Below are 15,074 nucleotides of genomic sequence, written 5' to 3'. Positions count from 1 at the left end.
TCAAATGTTAGGGGCAGCAAGCATGACTCGAGACATGAGGGCATGCTTAGTCGTCAGCGGGGAAAGCGCGCGAAAGTGATGAGATACCAATGCGGGGCTGGCAGCGCCCTTCCCGCCTTGTGATTTCCTTTCAATCCCCCCGTATCATGTCGGCAGCGCCATCGACTCCCTGCCCGCCATGCGCATCACGCCCCTGCCGCCCCTTCAGTGCCTCGTCGCGTTCGAAGCCGCCGTGCGGCACGCGAGCTTCACGAAAGCCGCCGCCGAACTGCACCTGACCCAAAGTGCGATCAGCCGCCAGATCCAGCAGCTCGAGGAATTCCTCGGCCGCTCGCTGTTCGTCCGCGAGCATCGTTCGTTGCGGCTGACGATCGCCGGCGAGCAATACGCAGCGCAGGTCCACCACCTGCTCACGCAATGCGCGGAAGCAACGCACGATGTGATGAAGCCGTACGGCGATCTCGAACTGACGATCGCGTGCTCGTCCGGTGTCGCGCTACTGTGGCTTACGCCACGCCTGCCCGAGTTTCGCACCGCGTATCCGAACATCAAGCTGCGCCTGATCGTGCGCGATGGTCTTGCGTCGATGTCGCCGGCGGAGTTCGATGTCGGCGTCTACTACGTGCGTCAGCAAGCGCCGGCCGAATACACCGCGCGCCGGCTGTTCGACGAGGAAGTGTTTCCCGTCTGCGCGCCCGGCTATCTGGCCGGCCGCACGCTCGACGCGGCCGATCTCGCGAACGAGACGCTATTGCGCCTCGAGGACGGGCAGCGCCAATGGATGTCCTGGTCCGAATGGTTCGACATGAATGACGTCGACCGGCAGAAGGCGCAGCCGCAGGACATCATGATCAACTCCTATCCGCAGATCGTGCAGATGACCATTCTCGGCCAGGGTGTGTCGCTCGGCTGGCGCTACATGATCGACGCATGCATCGAGGCCGGCCTGCTCGTGCGCGTGACGGAAGCGTCCGCGAGCCACGGCGGCGGCTATTACGTGATCTCGCCCAACGACCGCGCGCAGAACCAGGCCGCCCGCCTGTTCACGCGCTGGCTGTTCGAACAGGCGGAGAAGCAGACCGCGCCCTGAGCGCGATGCATGCGCGCAGCGCATGCGTGCATGCGAATCTTTCGTTTCAGAAAAAAATCCGGCTGTCCTTAGCATGGGATTCACGCGGGGCAGCCGTCCCGTCTTCTGACAGAGGAAGAGACCATGCAAGGAACGCTTTCCCCACGCGCCGCGCCTTCCGTCGATGCGGCAGTGCAGCAGCGCCGCCGCGCCATCGTGGCGACCGTGATCGGCAACGGCCTCGAATGGTTCGACTTCACCGTCTACAGCTTCTTCGCGGTGATCATCGCGAAGCTGTTCTTCCCGACCGGCAACGAACTGACGTCCGTGCTGCTCACCGTCGCGACGTTCGGCGTCGGCTTCTTCATGCGGCCGGTGGGTGGCATCGTGCTCGGCGTCTATGCCGACAAGGTCGGACGCAAGGCCGCGCTGTCGCTCACCATCCTGCTGATGGCCGCCGGCACCGCGCTCATCGGGATCGCGCCGACCTACGAACAGGCCGGCATCGCCGCGCCGCTGCTGATCGTCGTCGCGCGACTGCTGCAAGGCTTCTCGGCCGGCGGCGAGATGGGTGGCGCCACCGCGTTCCTCACCGAATACGCGCCGCCGGAGAAGCGCGCTTATTACTCGAGCTGGATCCAGTCGAGCATCGGTTTCGCGGTGCTGCTTGGTGCTGCGACCGGCACGTTCGTCACGACGTCGCTCGACGCGCAGGCGTTGCATAGCTGGGGCTGGCGTCTGCCGTTCCTGCTCGGGATCATCGTCGGGCCGGTCGGTTACTTCATCCGCAGCCATATCGACGAGACGCCCGCGTTCAGCGCCGTCGAAGCGCAAGCGAAGGAAAGCTCGCCGCTGAAGGAAGTGCTGTCCACCTACCCGCGCGAGACGTTTGCGAGCTTTTCGATGGTCATTCTGTGGACCGTCTGCACCTATGTGCTGCTGTTCTATATGCCGACGTATTCCGTGCGCACGCTGCATCTGCCGCAGTCGACAGGTTTCGCGGCCGGGATGGTCGGCGGGCTGATGATCATGTGCTGCTCGCCGATCGTCGGCCGACTCGCCGACGTGTGGGGACGGCGCGTGTTCCTGTCCGGCTCTGCGCTCGCAATCCTCGTGCTTGCGTGGCCGATGTTCGCGTGGATCAACCATGCGCCAGGGTTCACGTCGCTGATCGTGTTCCAGGCCGTGTTCGGCGTGCTGATTGCGACCTATACGGGGCCGATTCTCGCGGCGTTCGCCGAGTTGTTCCCGACCAAGGTGTTGTCGACCGGGCTTTCCGTTGCGTACAACTTCGCGGTCACGATCTTTGGCGGGTTCGCGCCGTTTTTGATTACGTGGCTCATCGCACGCACGGGCAGCAACATGGCGCCTGCCTTCTACGTGATCCTCGCGGCGGCAGTCAGTTTCGTCGGGACGCGTTTCGTGAAGGATGCGAAGCGTGGCGCCTCCATGACTCGATAAGGATATTTCCCCATGACCATTACCGTGCTTCAAGGCGGCAACGTCCTCGACCTCGAACGAGGCGTTTTGCTTGAACATCATCATGTCGTAATCGAAGGCGAGCGGATTGTCGAAGTCACCGATCGGCCGGTGGATTTGCCGAATGCGCAGGTAGTCGATGTGCGCGGCAAGACCGTGATGCCGGGGTTCATCGATTGCCACGTGCATGTGCTGGCTTCGAATGCGAATCTTGGTGCCAATGCGACGCAGCCGAATATTCTCGCGGCGATTCGGTCGTTGCCGATTCTCGATTCGATGTTGTCGCGTGGGTTTACGAGTGTGCGGGATGCGGGTGGCGCGGATTGGAGTTTGATGCAGGCTGTCGAGACGGGGCTGGTTTCAGGGCCGAGGATTTTTCCGTCGGGGAAGGCGTTGTCGCAGACCGGCGGGCATGGGGATTTTCGGCCTCGGGGGGATTTGCTGGAGCCCTGCTCTTGCTGTTTTAGGACGGGGGCGATTGCGCGGGTCGTGGATGGAGTTGAAGGTGTGCGGCTCGCCGTGCGTGAAGAGATTCAGAAAGGCGCGACGCAGATCAAGATCATGGCTTCTGGTGGGGTTGCTTCGCCGACTGATCCGATTGCGAACACGCAGTATTCGGAGGATGAGATTCGGGCCATCGTCGATGAAGCCGAGGCGGCGAATACTTATGTGATGGCGCATGCGTATACGGGGCGAGCGATTGCGCGGGCTGTGCGATGCGGCGTGCGGACGATCGAGCACGGGAATCTCGTGGATGAAGCGGCCGCGAAGCTCATGCATGAGCATGGAGCGTTTGTGGTGCCTACGCTCGTTACTTATGACGCGCTTGCCAAACATGGGGCGGAGTTCGGGATGCCGGCTGACTCCGTGGCGAAGGTGGCTTCCGTGCAGCAGAAAGGTCGCGAGTCGCTGGAGATCTATGCGAAGGCCGGCGTGAAAATGGGGTTTGGGTCGGATCTGCTTGGCGAGATGCACGCGTTTCAGTGTGGGGAGTTTCGGATTCGGGCGGAAGTGCTCGGGAATCTGGAAGCGCTCAGGTCAGCGACGACGGTGGCGGCGGAGATTGTCAATATGCCGGGGCAACTGGGCGTCGTGGCCGCCGGTGCGATTGCCGACATGGTCGTGCTCGACGGAAACCCGCTCGACGATATCGGCGTTGTGGCCGGTGAAGGCGAGCACATCGCCTATGTGCTGCAGCGTGGGCGGATCGTGAAGGCGCGGGACGGCGGACGTTGACGCGTCGTTTGTGCACGCACGTGGACATTCAAGGTCATCGCTTGAATCCGGATGCATCCGATCGTTTCGACACGCGCGGCGTGGCCTCACGGGCCTTGCGGTCGTGACAGTTGTTGACGGTGGTTGTGAGCGCGAATCGCACTATTCGAGACCATGGCCGGGGCAGTTGCGCCCCGGCAGTCAGTCGCGTTCGTGCAAAGCTTGCAATGCACCCGCGAGTGCCACGCAAAGCGGCCCTTGCTGTTTATGCCTCGTCGTCTTCCTGGGCAGCCTGACCGTAAGGCTGCTCTCGCCAGTTCAGCGCGCTGTGGTCAGGCGTGATGGTGACCTTTCGGAGATCGAAATTGAACTCGAGATAGACGTGATCGCCCGGTTTGAATCCGAACATCTCGAAATGCGCGTCGATGGCGCGCATCCATCGCATGTACGGTTGACCTTCCTGGGGAAGGTCAGGCTTGCTGTCGAGGGTCAGCTCAACCTCGGGGTACCGTTTGAGCTTCTTGGGACGTGACTTACTATAGGCGTTAGCCATTTCCGACTCCTTGTGCGAGTTGGTGGTGGTCAGCGGGTCGTATGGGTTGCCGCCCATGCGGCCCGCGCTTTTTTGTTGCCGTGGATTTCCCTTCTCTCTCCTCCCTTCGCTGCGTCTTGTTGGGCAAGACGGACTTTTTTCGACCATCGGTGCGAAGGGTGCTGCGATCTACTCCCGATGGCGAGAAGCAAGGCTTCATGACCAGTGTAGTCGCGCTGGCATCTCAGAAATGGAGAGTTGAAGGGGATTGGCCGTTAGGTATAGGGATGGGCGGGACGCTGGGCCGGTGTTGCGGGTAGGTCAATTTGCGATCTTTTGTACCTGTCGAATCGCTTAGCCGGCCGGTTCAGAGTCATTTCAATCGTGCGAAACGGCCTCGACCACCGCCCTTCTCAAGTCCTATAGCACGCGACCGCTAACGTTCTCCGCGTTGATGTCGATAGACCACTAGTGGTGCGAAAACTGACCGCTCTCATTCTCCAGAAGTTCAATGAACACAACGTCCAGCCACATGGGACCAACTTCTATTTCTTAGGCAGCGATATTTCTAAGTTGTTAGGGTTCCTTGACGATACCACAGAAGTGGAGTTCAAAAATTCCGGTGTATTGACCGAGTTGCACTATTCCGGTTCGCTGGCCATGGCACAATGCCTCCACGGATGAGTGTCGCCTGTTCCCGTTTGGAAAATATGACGACCAAGTGGATGACGCTGCACGGACGTTCAACAGTCTGCTGCAGCATCAGGCAGGGATATTTACATGATCCACGGAGGAGTTATATGGAAATAGATCAAGAGAAAGGGCCGCAGCGGGCGTACAAATATCGATATGAAGGCGCAAAATTTCCTGACAACTGCGCATACTGCGAATACAGCAAAGGCGAAATAAAACCTCTAAATCGGCGAGGGCACGTAATATCGGGGTTTGTATTCAAGGCAATCAGAGATGCACGAAAAGCAAGAAATCGAGAGATCAATAAATTTCACGTCTACGATGCTGATGGATATCGCATGCCAGCACAGGACGGCATGAAATTTAAGCATCTTTGCAATGATTGTGAGAATCGCTTCAGCGAATGGGAGACACATTTCAGAAAATTTCTCAACAATTCATATTCTGAAAATAAAACCACAAACCTAGATTTCATCGCTTTATCATTCGCCCTGAGCATAGCGTGGAGAATTATCTATAGCAATTCAATAAGATCAGGGGATGGAGCTGAATATTTCCGCCGGAGATTTTCTGGTTGGCTGGAGCACATACCTAGAAAGATTGACAATATCGACGAGCCAGGAGGATATGATACGTACTTCTTTTCTGGTGAATCGGTCGTGCAAACCGAGTCAGCCGTGCAAGCCGATGATGAGATGCTCTGGCGATTGGAGAATGATTACCTATTCAGCGTTATACAACACTTTTCCGAGCCCCAGCTTGTCGTTGGTATAAAAGGAAGTCAGCGGGGTTTCCGTTGTGGAGGGTCTCCGGTGCTTTATGTGCAGCTGGGTTCATATCATCTACTATTTGCACCCGCTGGATATTTTAAAGAATCAATTGTGCGCCTTGAGAAAATTTTAGAAAACCTTTACTCCATATCTGACGTTAGAGATATGAAGGCTCTGGGCGCAATTTACGGACGCATTGGTTCGGACAATTGGTGTAGAGATGCCTACTTAGAGCGCCATATCTATCCGGCTAGCGGCCCCAAGAATTTACCACTCAAATCAACTTGATATTAAATGATCACAATTTCGCCAGAGCTTCTATCCTGGGTGGATTTACTTGCCAAGATCGGACAATTTCTGTTTGGCCTTTGCACTCTCGCACTCGCCATTTGGGCTACCACAGTCAAGCGCAAGGATTTCTTTCGGTCAGAATTAAATAAAAAACAACTAGAGGAGCTTGGCAAAGTACGAGCTGATCTGCATTCAATATTTTTCGATCTCCACTACATTCCAATAACTACGGAGATGATGAAAAACATGGCGTGGAATACGGATAAATTAAAGGAAATTGACCCTGAATCCTGGGAACAAATTCAGCGATATAAACGAACATCATTGGACATTTTCTACAAATTTTCCGGAGAAAACTACTACCTATTCCCGGAATGGATTGATCGAAAGAGAATGAGACAGTTTGCAGAAGCAATGAAATCCTTTGCGCCATTCACACCGAATGCTACAACTTCAAAGAGTCAATCAGAGAGAGAAGCTTACGCAAATGAAATCCTGGGAATCAAGGATCACTTTGATGTTGTTCTCCGCGCGCATGCCTAACAACACATTCACGCCGCCGCGGCTTTGTTGGTCGGCTTAACTCACTTGCGGATTCAACTCGTCGATGCAACGGCAGTTTCCTAGGGTGTGACGATCATTCATCGGATAGGATAGACTTTTTTAGAAATTTAAGCGTCACTCACTAATGGAGACGAGCAATGAAAGTTTGGGAATGGGAGTGCTTGACTGCTTACTTGTCGACGTGCTCTGTTGTTGAATACGGGCCGCTCTACGGACCAATCAAACAATTCAAACTGACGCGCGACGAAGACCTGAAATTGGTCTTGGAGACTGTCTCGGCGACGGAAAGCAGCAGCAAGGCCCAGCCAATATTGACCGGAACAGTCCAAATGTCGGTTGAGGAAGTTCGGTTCGCCGGATACTCTGGCGATGCCGCCGTCGCTCGGGGTGTAGTGCCATACAGTCTCAGCCACTCCCATGGGACATCTCCGTCGGACTCGTTGAAAACTGAACAATCGCAAGTTCATATCGTGGAGTGGACGGCAGCGGGCGAACGGGGAACTGCGCACACTATACAGTGGCTCGAAAATATGCCAGATCACTTCATCTGGCCACATTCCGCCAATCGAAAAAGCACCGACGAGAAGACAGTAAAATATCGTGGCGATGGCCTCGATATTGAATTAAACGACTCTTCAGATTCCGAAGGATTTAGCCGTTCCTGCGTGCATCTTTCACTATCTGGATTGGAATTTTTTGTGGTTAAGGTGCAAGGCTTGGATATCGACGGTATTCGCTCACCTGGATTCGTCATATACAAAGGAAGTCCCAGCGATGAAGATCAGGCCAAGATTAAGGATATCCTATCGTTTTGCTTAGGTCAATTTCTTGTCGATCTTGGTTTCACGTATTTTGATTCACATTGGCGGCCAGTCTACTTCAAAGCTAGGAGTGCACACACGATGCATGGATCGGCATTCAAGTTGATTACTTTGCCGCCCACGTTACTGAGTAGTCGATCCTATAATGAGATCGACAAGGACATGCTTGAAGGCATGATGAAGGCGCTATGGAACATTTACGATTTATTCGACCTTCAGAGTGTTCTTTGGGCATACTGGCATGCTGTGGCAGCACCTGCGCACATTGCCGCCGTCCACTACGGCGCAGCGATTGAATCTCTTCAGCGAAAATACGCGGAGCAGCAGGGGACAAAATTCAGGACCACATTGCTTGACGCCAGCCCTTGGAAAACACTTTCAACTCAAATCGAAAATCTCATAAGCGATTCAAATAGTGACGACAAGACAAAGGCGTTGTTGATTCGAAAAATACAGTCTTTAAATTTTGCGCCGCAAAGTACGGTAATGGAGCGGTTTCTCGTCGAATTGGGAATCGAAGGAGGTGCGGTTGAATTGTCCGCATGGAATAAACGTAACCGAGCTGCTCATGGAAGCAAGATTCCAGAAGATAAGTTCGTCGAAATCATTCGAGACAATAAGGCGCTAATGATTCTATTGAATCGTATCTTGCTGGCGATTTCTGGCGCATCGGGGCAGTACTGTAACTACTATACCGTTGGGCATCCAGTCTCTGCATTGGCTGCACCTATACCGGTCGATGGTTAGCCGCTTCGCAACACTGCTTTCTGCTAGGCCCAACTTGCATTCCGGCGCAGGAGCTTGAACGAAGCCGACCTGAGTGCCAGTTCCGTTTCACCAACGAACAACTCTCCATGGCCGAATCCGGTCATCGAGACATCGCCTCCCCGTAATGCAACGAGCTGCGCAACTAGAGAGCCTATGGCAGCAATCAAGTGCATTCCCAACACGGGCTGCCGACGTCGGCGAACCGTTCCCTATTGAACGACTTCATCCACCATCGCCTGTGCCTCCATCACAAGTCGTGAATAGCTCTTCTGCGTGGGCAAGTGCTTCGCGAAACACTCCTGCTGCTTCTCCTCTGCCACCCGCCCCGCTCCACAAGCCACAATCCCCAGAACCATCACATCCCTCCAGAGGATATAAACTCTTTCCCCCTGCCTAACCGACACCGCCAACGTACGCGGCCCTTCCGGCACACCATCCTGACTTTCGCCTAGCAGCAACGCCTTCACCGCCACATCAGCCGGCTTCCGCTTCACCGGCAACTCGGCAAACCGGTACGCCGCGGCATCATCAGCAAACACGTCCGTATAAAACGTCTCGTTATCGAAGATAACGGCAACATCATCCGACGGCTTGAGCCCTGCATCCGCCGTCTTCGCCCAAGCCTTCAAAAGCGGAACCGTCGTAACAAGAAGATTCACCTTCCCGTCATCCGACTTGAGGAACAACCCGTTCGGCCCCGGCGTCATCCCGTCATCGGCGATAGCACTATGCAAGTTACTCCCCACCTTCCCGGAAAACCTTTTCGCCTTGACCGTCCCGACAAGCTTTACCAGGTTCGCATTCAACTCGGCGGTATATTTCTTGTCCAAATCCGCCCGATCTTCCATCGGAGTCGCATTCACTGCCTCGGCAGCTTTCTTCCGATCCGCGAGATAAGAATCAGTCGGCGTCGTAACCGCCTTCGCCCCGACAACAGCGATCAGAGCCAGGAGCGCGACCACTCCCATCCCGGCTTTCAGTTTGGAAATGATTTTCATTCTTGTATGACGTCCCCGAACCCAAGCCCGAATGCAAAACGGCTGCCGCGAACCCACGGCAGCCGTCCCTCAGAAACGCCTCGTTCTAAAACGCGACTCAGACCTTACTCATCCACCTTGAAAGCCGACACGAGCTTCGTCAATTCCGCCGCCTGCTGCTTCAAACTCTCTGCCGCCGCCGCGCTTTCCTCCACCAAAGCCGCATTCTGCTGCGTCATCTGATCCAAAGACTGCACCGCATCCCCAATCTGATCGATCCCGGCACTCTGCTCCAGGCTAGCCTCGGCAATCTCGCTCATCATCGCGCTGACGCCTTGAACCTGCGAGACAACATCACTCATCACCTTCCCCGCCTCGCTAACCAACCGCGACCCGGTATTCACCGTCCCCGCGCTGTGTTCGATCAGCGCCTTGATCTCCTTCGCAGCCTGCGCGCTTCGCTGCGCCAGATTCCGCACTTCCGAAGCAACAACAGCAAACCCACGCCCCTGCTCCCCCGCCCGCGCCGCCTCCACCGCCGCATTCAGCGCAAGAATATTCGTCTGAAATGAAATACTGTCGATCATCACGATGATCTCTGAGATCCGCTGCGACGCGTCGCTGATCTGCTGCATCGTGCTAACAACCTCACCCACCACCTGCCCGCCACGCGCCGCCGCATCCGACGCGCCAGTAATCATCTTCGCAGCAGTAGTCGCCGTCTCGGTGTTGTTCCGCACCACGGCCGTGATCTCTTCCATCGACGAAGCCGTCCGCTCCAGGTTGCTCGACTGCCCTTCGGTGCGTTCGCTCAAATCCGCATTCCCCGAAGCAATCTGCGCCGACCCGGTCGCAATCGAAGCAGAAGCCGCCCGAATCCGATGAACAAGCGTCGACAACGACGACACGAACCGGTTGAACGCATCCGACAACTGCCCGATCTCGTCCTGGCTCTCGACCGTCATCCGGCGCGTCAGGTCACCCTGGCCACTCGCAATCTCCGACAGCAACGTAGCCGCACGCCGAATCGGCGCGGCGATCGCACGCCCAACCAGCCAGATGACGATCAGCGCAACCCCAAGCCCCACCACCGCCGCAACCAGCGCCGCACTACGAATCGCACGCGTCACCGGCCCAAGCAGTTCCGCCTGCGGCACCTCGACGACGACATACGCATTCAGCTCCGGAATAAACGACGTCGCGATGAAGCGCGCGCCGCCGTCGCCGTTGTAGCTCAGGTACGCATACGGCTTGCCGGCCAGCAGCGTCGACGACGCATCGTCAGGCAGACCAAGCTGGTCCTTGAGAAAATGCTTGCCGTCGATCAGCGACGTATCGCGATGCATCATGATCGCGCCGTCCGGACGCACGAGATACGCGAACCCGGTCTCGCCGATCCGGTATGCCGAGATGCCCTTCGCGAGCGCATCGACGGACAGGCTCATGCTCGCCGCGCCGATCGGCACGCCGTCGAGTTCCACGCGGCTGTTGATGAACATCATGTAGCCGCCAACGGTCACCTCGCGATCCATGTTCACGTCGAACGCCTTGCCGGACGACAGGAAGCTGGTCAGCCACTGATCCTTGTCGGTGACCTTCCGCTGCAGGCCGGCTTCGTTGTAGTAGTTGCCGCTCTTCACCGACACCCACTGCACGGACGCGGCCTTCTGCTCGTCCTTCACGTTCTTCGCGAGCTGGATCCAGTTGCGCGTGCCGGCGTCCGGTTCGCCTTCGGCTTCCCATTGCAGCAGGAACGCATCGCGCGCGAGAATGCGCGACGCGGCGATCGGCCCGGCCATCTGCCGCTGCACGTCGGCGCGAATGCCGTTCACTGCGGTCGGCAACTCTTCGCGGACGACGCGATCGCTCACCGCGTTGCCGATCAGGCGAATGCTCAGCCCGCTCGAAATCGCGACGAACACGAGCAGGCAACTCGTCATGCTGAGAATCAGCTTGTTCTGAATGGAAAGCTTGCGCCAGAAATGCATGGGAACCCTCGGTAACCGCTCGGTCTGAGCCAGTTTGAGTTATCGGCATGCACGCACAGAAGCGCATCGCTGATTTCAGATATCTGTCATTCGAGATTCGTTATGTCGTTGACAGGCGGGCATATGCGGCCGCCTATACGCGCACGATCAGCGCAAATCAATACGCAACGAAGATCGTCACGCGCCGATTCCGCGCTCGCGCGGCAGCGTCGTCGCCCGCCACAAGCGGCTGCGTATCGGCCCGCCCGATCGCCGCAAGCCGATGCGGCGCCACGCCGCGCTCGGTCAGGTAGCGCACGACGCTCCCCGCGCGCGCCGACGAAAGCTCCCAGTTCGATTCGTATTTCGCGGTCGCAATCGGCACGTTGTCCGTATGCCCTTCGACGAGAATGTCGCCGGTCGCATGCTCGCTCAGTGCCTGCGCGATCTGGTTCAGCACGGGCGACGAATCGGGCAGCAAGCGCGCATCGCCGACGTTGAACAGGATCTTCGCGTCGATGCCGATCTCGACGCCATGCGGCGCCTTCACCAGCGAAATCCGCCCGTTCGTCTTCAACTTATCGAGCAACGCGAGCCAGGCCGGCGCGCGTTCGGGTGTTACGACATTGGCCGTACTCGCAGCGCCGCCGGCATGTCGCGCGAGCGTCTGGTATCGCGCGTCGAGCGCGTTGTATTTTGCGAGCTGGAGCACGTACAGCGCGAGAAACAGCACCATCAGCGTCGTGATGAGATCCGCGTACGAAATCAGCCAGCGTCCGGACTGCGTGCCTTCGAGTTCGTGGTCATCGCGATCCGCGGCGGTCGTACCGTCAGCTCGGGCTGTCATACCGAAGATCCCTGTTTGTCGTACCGCATACGCAGCACATCACGCGAGCGACTCGGCCGCACGCCCACGCACATCACCGGTCAGCCGCGTTTCGATCGTATGCGGCGACTCCTTGCGCGAGATCGCGAGCAAACCGTCGAGATACAGCTTGCGAAACCGCAGCTCGCTATCGATCTGCGCGCGCAGCTTGCCGTAAAGCGGCAGAAACACGAGGTTCGCAAACGCCAGCCCGTACAGCGTCGCGATGAATGCAACCGCGATGCCCGGCCCGAGCTGCGCCGGTTCGAGAATATGGCTCGTCACCTGCACGAGCCCGAGCACCGATCCGAGAATGCCGAACGTCGGCGCATACCCGCCCGCCTGCTGCCACACGCGCACGGCGGCCAGGCGGCTGCGCTCGTATGCGTCGAGTTCGCGCTGCAATGCATCCTCGAGCACGGCGGTCGACACGCCGTTCGCCAGCAGTTCGAGCCCGCGGCGCGCGAACGGATGGATGCCGCTCACGTCCATCGATTCGAACGCGAGCAGCCCGTCGAGCTTTGCACGATCGCCCCATTCGAGCAGGTCGGACAGGTGCTTGCGATCGACCTCTCTCGCGCGCACGAACGCAAGCCGCAACTGCTTCACCGCGTCGAAGAAGCGTGCCCAGGTGTTCTGGATCATCACCGCGCCGAGCGTGCCGCCGAGCACGATGACGAGCGCCTCGAACTGGAACAGCATCGAAAAATGCCCGCCTTCCAGCGCGAACCCGAACACGATCGCCGCGCCGCCCAGCACCACACCGGCCAAGGTCAACAGATCCATACACCTCCCCGTGTCACGCATCCGACGCGACGGACGCCGCACCCGTCGCCGGCGCCTTGGCCGCGCGCACGGCATCCAGCACGCGCTGCTCGATATCCTCGATCTCGATCGGATCGAGCTTGAGCTCGCGGCGCATCACCCACGACACCTCGTTGCGCCGCGCCTCGGTCATCACGGAAAACAGCTTGTCGGCCACCGCGCGATCGTCGAGGTTCGCGATCAGCTTCGCGAGATCGTACGTATCGAACGCGCTGATCACGTCGAACAGCGTGCGCTGGTCGACCCACACGAGATCCTCCAGCGAACGCACGTCGCCACCGCGACGCCCATTGCGCCGCGAGAAATACGCGACGCCCTTTTGCTCGACGTAACTGAGTACCTTCGATTTGCGGAACGCGAACACTTCGTCGGCTATCTCGCCGTTCGACAGCTTGTTGAGCAACAGCGTCTTCTCGACGCCGATCAGCGATTCGAGATCGGCCAGCTCGATGAGCTCGAGTTCGCTGTTGATCGACACGTCGAGATCGTGATCGGCAACCTGCTGCGCGCGATCGATCACGCGCGCGGCATCGAATGTGACGACCTGGCGCGCATCCGACGAAGCCACATAGTCGGCTGCGCCGCCGACATGGTCGGCCTGCGCGGCTTCGATCGTGACGAGATTGAGCTTCTCCATGCGTCGCAGCATCGCGAGCACGTGCGGCCGCGAGTGGCCGGCAATCGCGCGGCATTTGCGGATCACTTCGGCGAGCGGCACCGAGGTTTCGGTCGCATGGGCCTGCATCGGCCGGCGCGCCCACCCGTCGCCAGATTCGCGCGCATCGGCGCCGGCCATCAGCGACAGCACATGCGCATACGACAGCACGCCGGGCATGAAGTCCGCATGCGTGTAGGTCGCGAGCTGGTCGTCCTTGCGCTTCACGCGCCGGATCATCGTTCGCACGATATGGCGCAGCAGCGCCGACACGCGCTCGATTTCTTCATCGAGCATGCCGGCCGGCACGACCGTGAGCTGACAGAACGAAAGCGCCTTCGCGGTATGGGCGCGCGGCTCGGCGGCGAGCAGCGCCGATTCGCCGAAGAACTCGCCGCGGCCGAGCGTCGCGACGATGACGCGCTTGTCGTCGCACCGCGTGGACAGCTCGACCTTGCCGTCGGTGATCAGAAAGATCACGGGCTCGCCCGCGAAGCCCTCCGAGTAAATGATTTCTCCGGGCGCCGCTGTACGCGTCCACGATTGCTGACGATTCACGTCGATTCCCCTGCTGCGCTGGTTGTTGCAGACTGCGCGCCGCACGTCGAAAGCATGCGTGTCGCGAGTCGTCCCCGTGACTCGTTTACGTCATCGGGCTCAACATCCTTTAGGGAATTCGCACTCGGTTTAACCCGAAATCAAGGTAAAACGTTTGCGCATTGCGCAGCAGCATAGAGAACCCCATTTCGATGCTTGCGCGTGTAGTGCAATTGAAAGCACGCCGAGATCGCGCGCATCAAAACTCCATGTCGAGTTCATCGATGTCTTCCTGCTCCGCCTTCGCCGCGTCGATCCACTCGGCGACGAACGGATGCGCGAGCACGCGCATGCAGTATTCGGCAATTTCCGGCTCCAGCTTCACGTCGTAGGTCATGAAGCGCGTGACGACCGGCGCATACATCGCGTCGGCGACACCGATCTCCGCGCCGAACAGCCAGGGCCCGCCATACGCGGCCAGGCACTCGTGCCAGATCGTCACGATCCGCTGGATGTCGTGCTGCGCGCGCGACCAGATCCGGAAGCCGGGGAAATGCGCGCGCAGGTTCATCGGCAGCGCGGAGCGCAGCGCGCTGAAACCGGAATGCATCTCGCCGCAGATCGACCGGCAATGCGCGCGCGCACGCCGGCCTTCAGGCAGCAGCCGCGCCTGCGGCCGGATTTCGTTCAGGTATTCGGCGATCGCGAGCGTATCCCACACCTTGTTGCCGTCGTGCGTCAGGCATGGCACGAGAATCGACGGCGACAGCAGCAGCAGCTCCGCGCGCGACGCGGCATCGATCGGCACGCTGACGGTGTCGAACGCCAGGCCGCTGAGCTTCGCGAGCAGCCAGCCGCGCATCGACCACGACGAGTAATTGCGGCTGCTGATGGTCAGCGTCGTCTGTCCGGTTGATTCCATGTCGCTCCCCTGCTGAAAGCCGTTCGTGCCCCTGCACCGAAAGCGGACACCGCACCCGTCACCCGCACCATGTGCGTGCGGCGCATTCGCAGAACTGGCGCAGCGCCGCACCGTCTCGCGGCAC

At 58.6% G+C, this 15,074-nt stretch carries 13 protein-coding genes; 6 read left to right on the top strand and 7 right to left on the bottom strand.

The features are described 5' to 3' along the window. Window positions 1-178: 178 nt before the first annotated feature. The 3 genes from MRS60_RS29995 to MRS60_RS29985 all read left to right on the top strand — a co-directional run bounded on the left by MRS60_RS29995 (window position 179) and on the right by MRS60_RS29985 (window position 3,784). Window positions 179-1,090, top strand: coding sequence for a LysR substrate-binding domain-containing protein (locus tag MRS60_RS29995; protein ID WP_243566195.1), 912 nt, complete (start codon window positions 179-181; stop codon window positions 1,088-1,090). Between the two features lie 123 nt (window positions 1,091-1,213). Beyond that, entirely contained in the window at window positions 1,214-2,530 is a 1,317-nt protein-coding gene (locus tag MRS60_RS29990) for an MFS transporter (protein WP_034182178.1), read from the top strand. A gap of 12 nt (window positions 2,531-2,542) precedes the next feature. Continuing rightward, a complete protein-coding gene (locus MRS60_RS29985) occupies window positions 2,543-3,784 on the top strand; it encodes a metal-dependent hydrolase family protein (RefSeq protein WP_243566194.1) in 1,242 nt (413 codons plus the stop codon). A 244-nt stretch (window positions 3,785-4,028) separates the two neighbouring features. Here MRS60_RS29985 and MRS60_RS29980 read toward each other — a convergent pair whose 3' ends face one another. Continuing rightward, window positions 4,029-4,316: a hypothetical protein gene (locus MRS60_RS29980; protein WP_243566193.1), complete on the bottom strand. Its 288-nt coding sequence runs from the start codon at window positions 4,314-4,316 to the stop codon at window positions 4,029-4,031. A 779-nt stretch (window positions 4,317-5,095) separates the two neighbouring features. On the opposite strand from MRS60_RS29980, the gene MRS60_RS29975 reads away from it, so the two are divergent. The 3 genes from MRS60_RS29975 (at window position 5,096) to MRS60_RS29965 (ending at window position 8,181) form a co-directional block, all read left to right on the top strand. Then, window positions 5,096-6,046 carry a hypothetical protein gene (locus MRS60_RS29975; protein WP_243566192.1) on the top strand — a complete coding sequence of 317 codons (951 nt, stop codon included), beginning with the start codon at window positions 5,096-5,098 and terminating at the stop codon, window positions 6,044-6,046. A gap of 6 nt (window positions 6,047-6,052) precedes the next feature. After that, window positions 6,053-6,592 (top strand): hypothetical protein, encoded by a 540-nt coding sequence (locus tag MRS60_RS29970; RefSeq protein ID WP_243566191.1) that lies wholly within the window; start codon window positions 6,053-6,055, stop codon window positions 6,590-6,592. 158 nt (window positions 6,593-6,750) lie between these two features. Then, a complete protein-coding gene (locus tag MRS60_RS29965) occupies window positions 6,751-8,181 on the top strand; it encodes a hypothetical protein (protein ID WP_243566190.1) in 1,431 nt (476 codons plus the stop codon). A 230-nt stretch (window positions 8,182-8,411) separates the two neighbouring features. Here MRS60_RS29965 and MRS60_RS29960 read toward each other — a convergent pair whose 3' ends face one another. From MRS60_RS29960 to MRS60_RS29935, 6 genes are all read right to left on the bottom strand, one after another. After that, entirely contained in the window at window positions 8,412-9,200 is a 789-nt protein-coding gene (locus tag MRS60_RS29960; protein ID WP_243566189.1) for a hypothetical protein, read from the bottom strand. 104 nt (window positions 9,201-9,304) lie between these two features. Further along, complete coding sequence (locus MRS60_RS29955) at window positions 9,305-11,167, bottom strand: methyl-accepting chemotaxis protein (RefSeq protein WP_243566188.1); 1,863 nt, start codon at window positions 11,165-11,167, stop codon at window positions 9,305-9,307. 157 nt (window positions 11,168-11,324) lie between these two features. Continuing rightward, complete coding sequence (locus MRS60_RS29950; RefSeq protein WP_243566187.1) at window positions 11,325-11,993, bottom strand: OmpA/MotB family protein; 669 nt, start codon at window positions 11,991-11,993, stop codon at window positions 11,325-11,327. A gap of 39 nt (window positions 11,994-12,032) precedes the next feature. Further along, window positions 12,033-12,797: a flagellar motor protein gene (locus tag MRS60_RS29945; protein ID WP_175960529.1), complete on the bottom strand. Its 765-nt coding sequence runs from the start codon at window positions 12,795-12,797 to the stop codon at window positions 12,033-12,035. A gap of 13 nt (window positions 12,798-12,810) precedes the next feature. Further along, window positions 12,811-14,049 (bottom strand): cyclic nucleotide-binding domain-containing protein, encoded by a 1,239-nt coding sequence (locus MRS60_RS29940; protein WP_243566186.1) that lies wholly within the window; start codon window positions 14,047-14,049, stop codon window positions 12,811-12,813. A 238-nt stretch (window positions 14,050-14,287) separates the two neighbouring features. Further along, window positions 14,288-14,950 carry a glutathione S-transferase family protein gene (locus MRS60_RS29935; RefSeq protein ID WP_243566185.1) on the bottom strand — a complete coding sequence of 221 codons (663 nt, stop codon included), beginning with the start codon at window positions 14,948-14,950 and terminating at the stop codon, window positions 14,288-14,290. Between the last annotated feature and the right edge of the window lie 124 nt (window positions 14,951-15,074).

The organism is Burkholderia pyrrocinia (assembly GCF_022809715.1).
Lineage (GTDB): Bacteria > Pseudomonadota > Gammaproteobacteria > Burkholderiales > Burkholderiaceae > Burkholderia > Burkholderia pyrrocinia_C.
The sequence above is the reverse complement of the archived record's forward strand: the minus strand, read 5'-3'. Positions and strand labels throughout refer to the sequence as shown.

Excerpts from the sequence above, each read along its gene's own strand:
- MRS60_RS29970 (WP_243566191.1), top strand. The coding sequence starts at position 6,053 with ATGATCACAATTTCGCCAGAGCTTCTATCCTGGGTGGATTTACTTGCC.
- MRS60_RS29980 (WP_243566193.1), bottom strand. The coding sequence starts at position 4,316 with ATGGCTAACGCCTATAGTAAGTCACGTCCCAAGAAGCTCAAACGGTAC.
- MRS60_RS29975 (WP_243566192.1), top strand. The coding sequence starts at position 5,096 with ATGGAAATAGATCAAGAGAAAGGGCCGCAGCGGGCGTACAAATATCGA.
- MRS60_RS29965 (WP_243566190.1), top strand. The coding sequence starts at position 6,751 with ATGAAAGTTTGGGAATGGGAGTGCTTGACTGCTTACTTGTCGACGTGC.
- MRS60_RS29945 (WP_175960529.1), bottom strand. The coding sequence starts at position 12,797 with ATGGATCTGTTGACCTTGGCCGGTGTGGTGCTGGGCGGCGCGGCGATC.
- MRS60_RS29990 (WP_034182178.1), top strand. The coding sequence starts at position 1,214 with ATGCAAGGAACGCTTTCCCCACGCGCCGCGCCTTCCGTCGATGCGGCA.
- MRS60_RS29995 (WP_243566195.1), top strand. The coding sequence starts at position 179 with ATGCGCATCACGCCCCTGCCGCCCCTTCAGTGCCTCGTCGCGTTCGAA.
- MRS60_RS29985 (WP_243566194.1), top strand. The coding sequence starts at position 2,543 with ATGACCATTACCGTGCTTCAAGGCGGCAACGTCCTCGACCTCGAACGA.
- MRS60_RS29935 (WP_243566185.1), bottom strand. The coding sequence starts at position 14,950 with ATGGAATCAACCGGACAGACGACGCTGACCATCAGCAGCCGCAATTAC.
- MRS60_RS29950 (WP_243566187.1), bottom strand. The coding sequence starts at position 11,993 with ATGACAGCCCGAGCTGACGGTACGACCGCCGCGGATCGCGATGACCAC.
- MRS60_RS29955 (WP_243566188.1), bottom strand. The coding sequence starts at position 11,167 with ATGCATTTCTGGCGCAAGCTTTCCATTCAGAACAAGCTGATTCTCAGC.
- MRS60_RS29960 (WP_243566189.1), bottom strand. The coding sequence starts at position 9,200 with ATGAAAATCATTTCCAAACTGAAAGCCGGGATGGGAGTGGTCGCGCTC.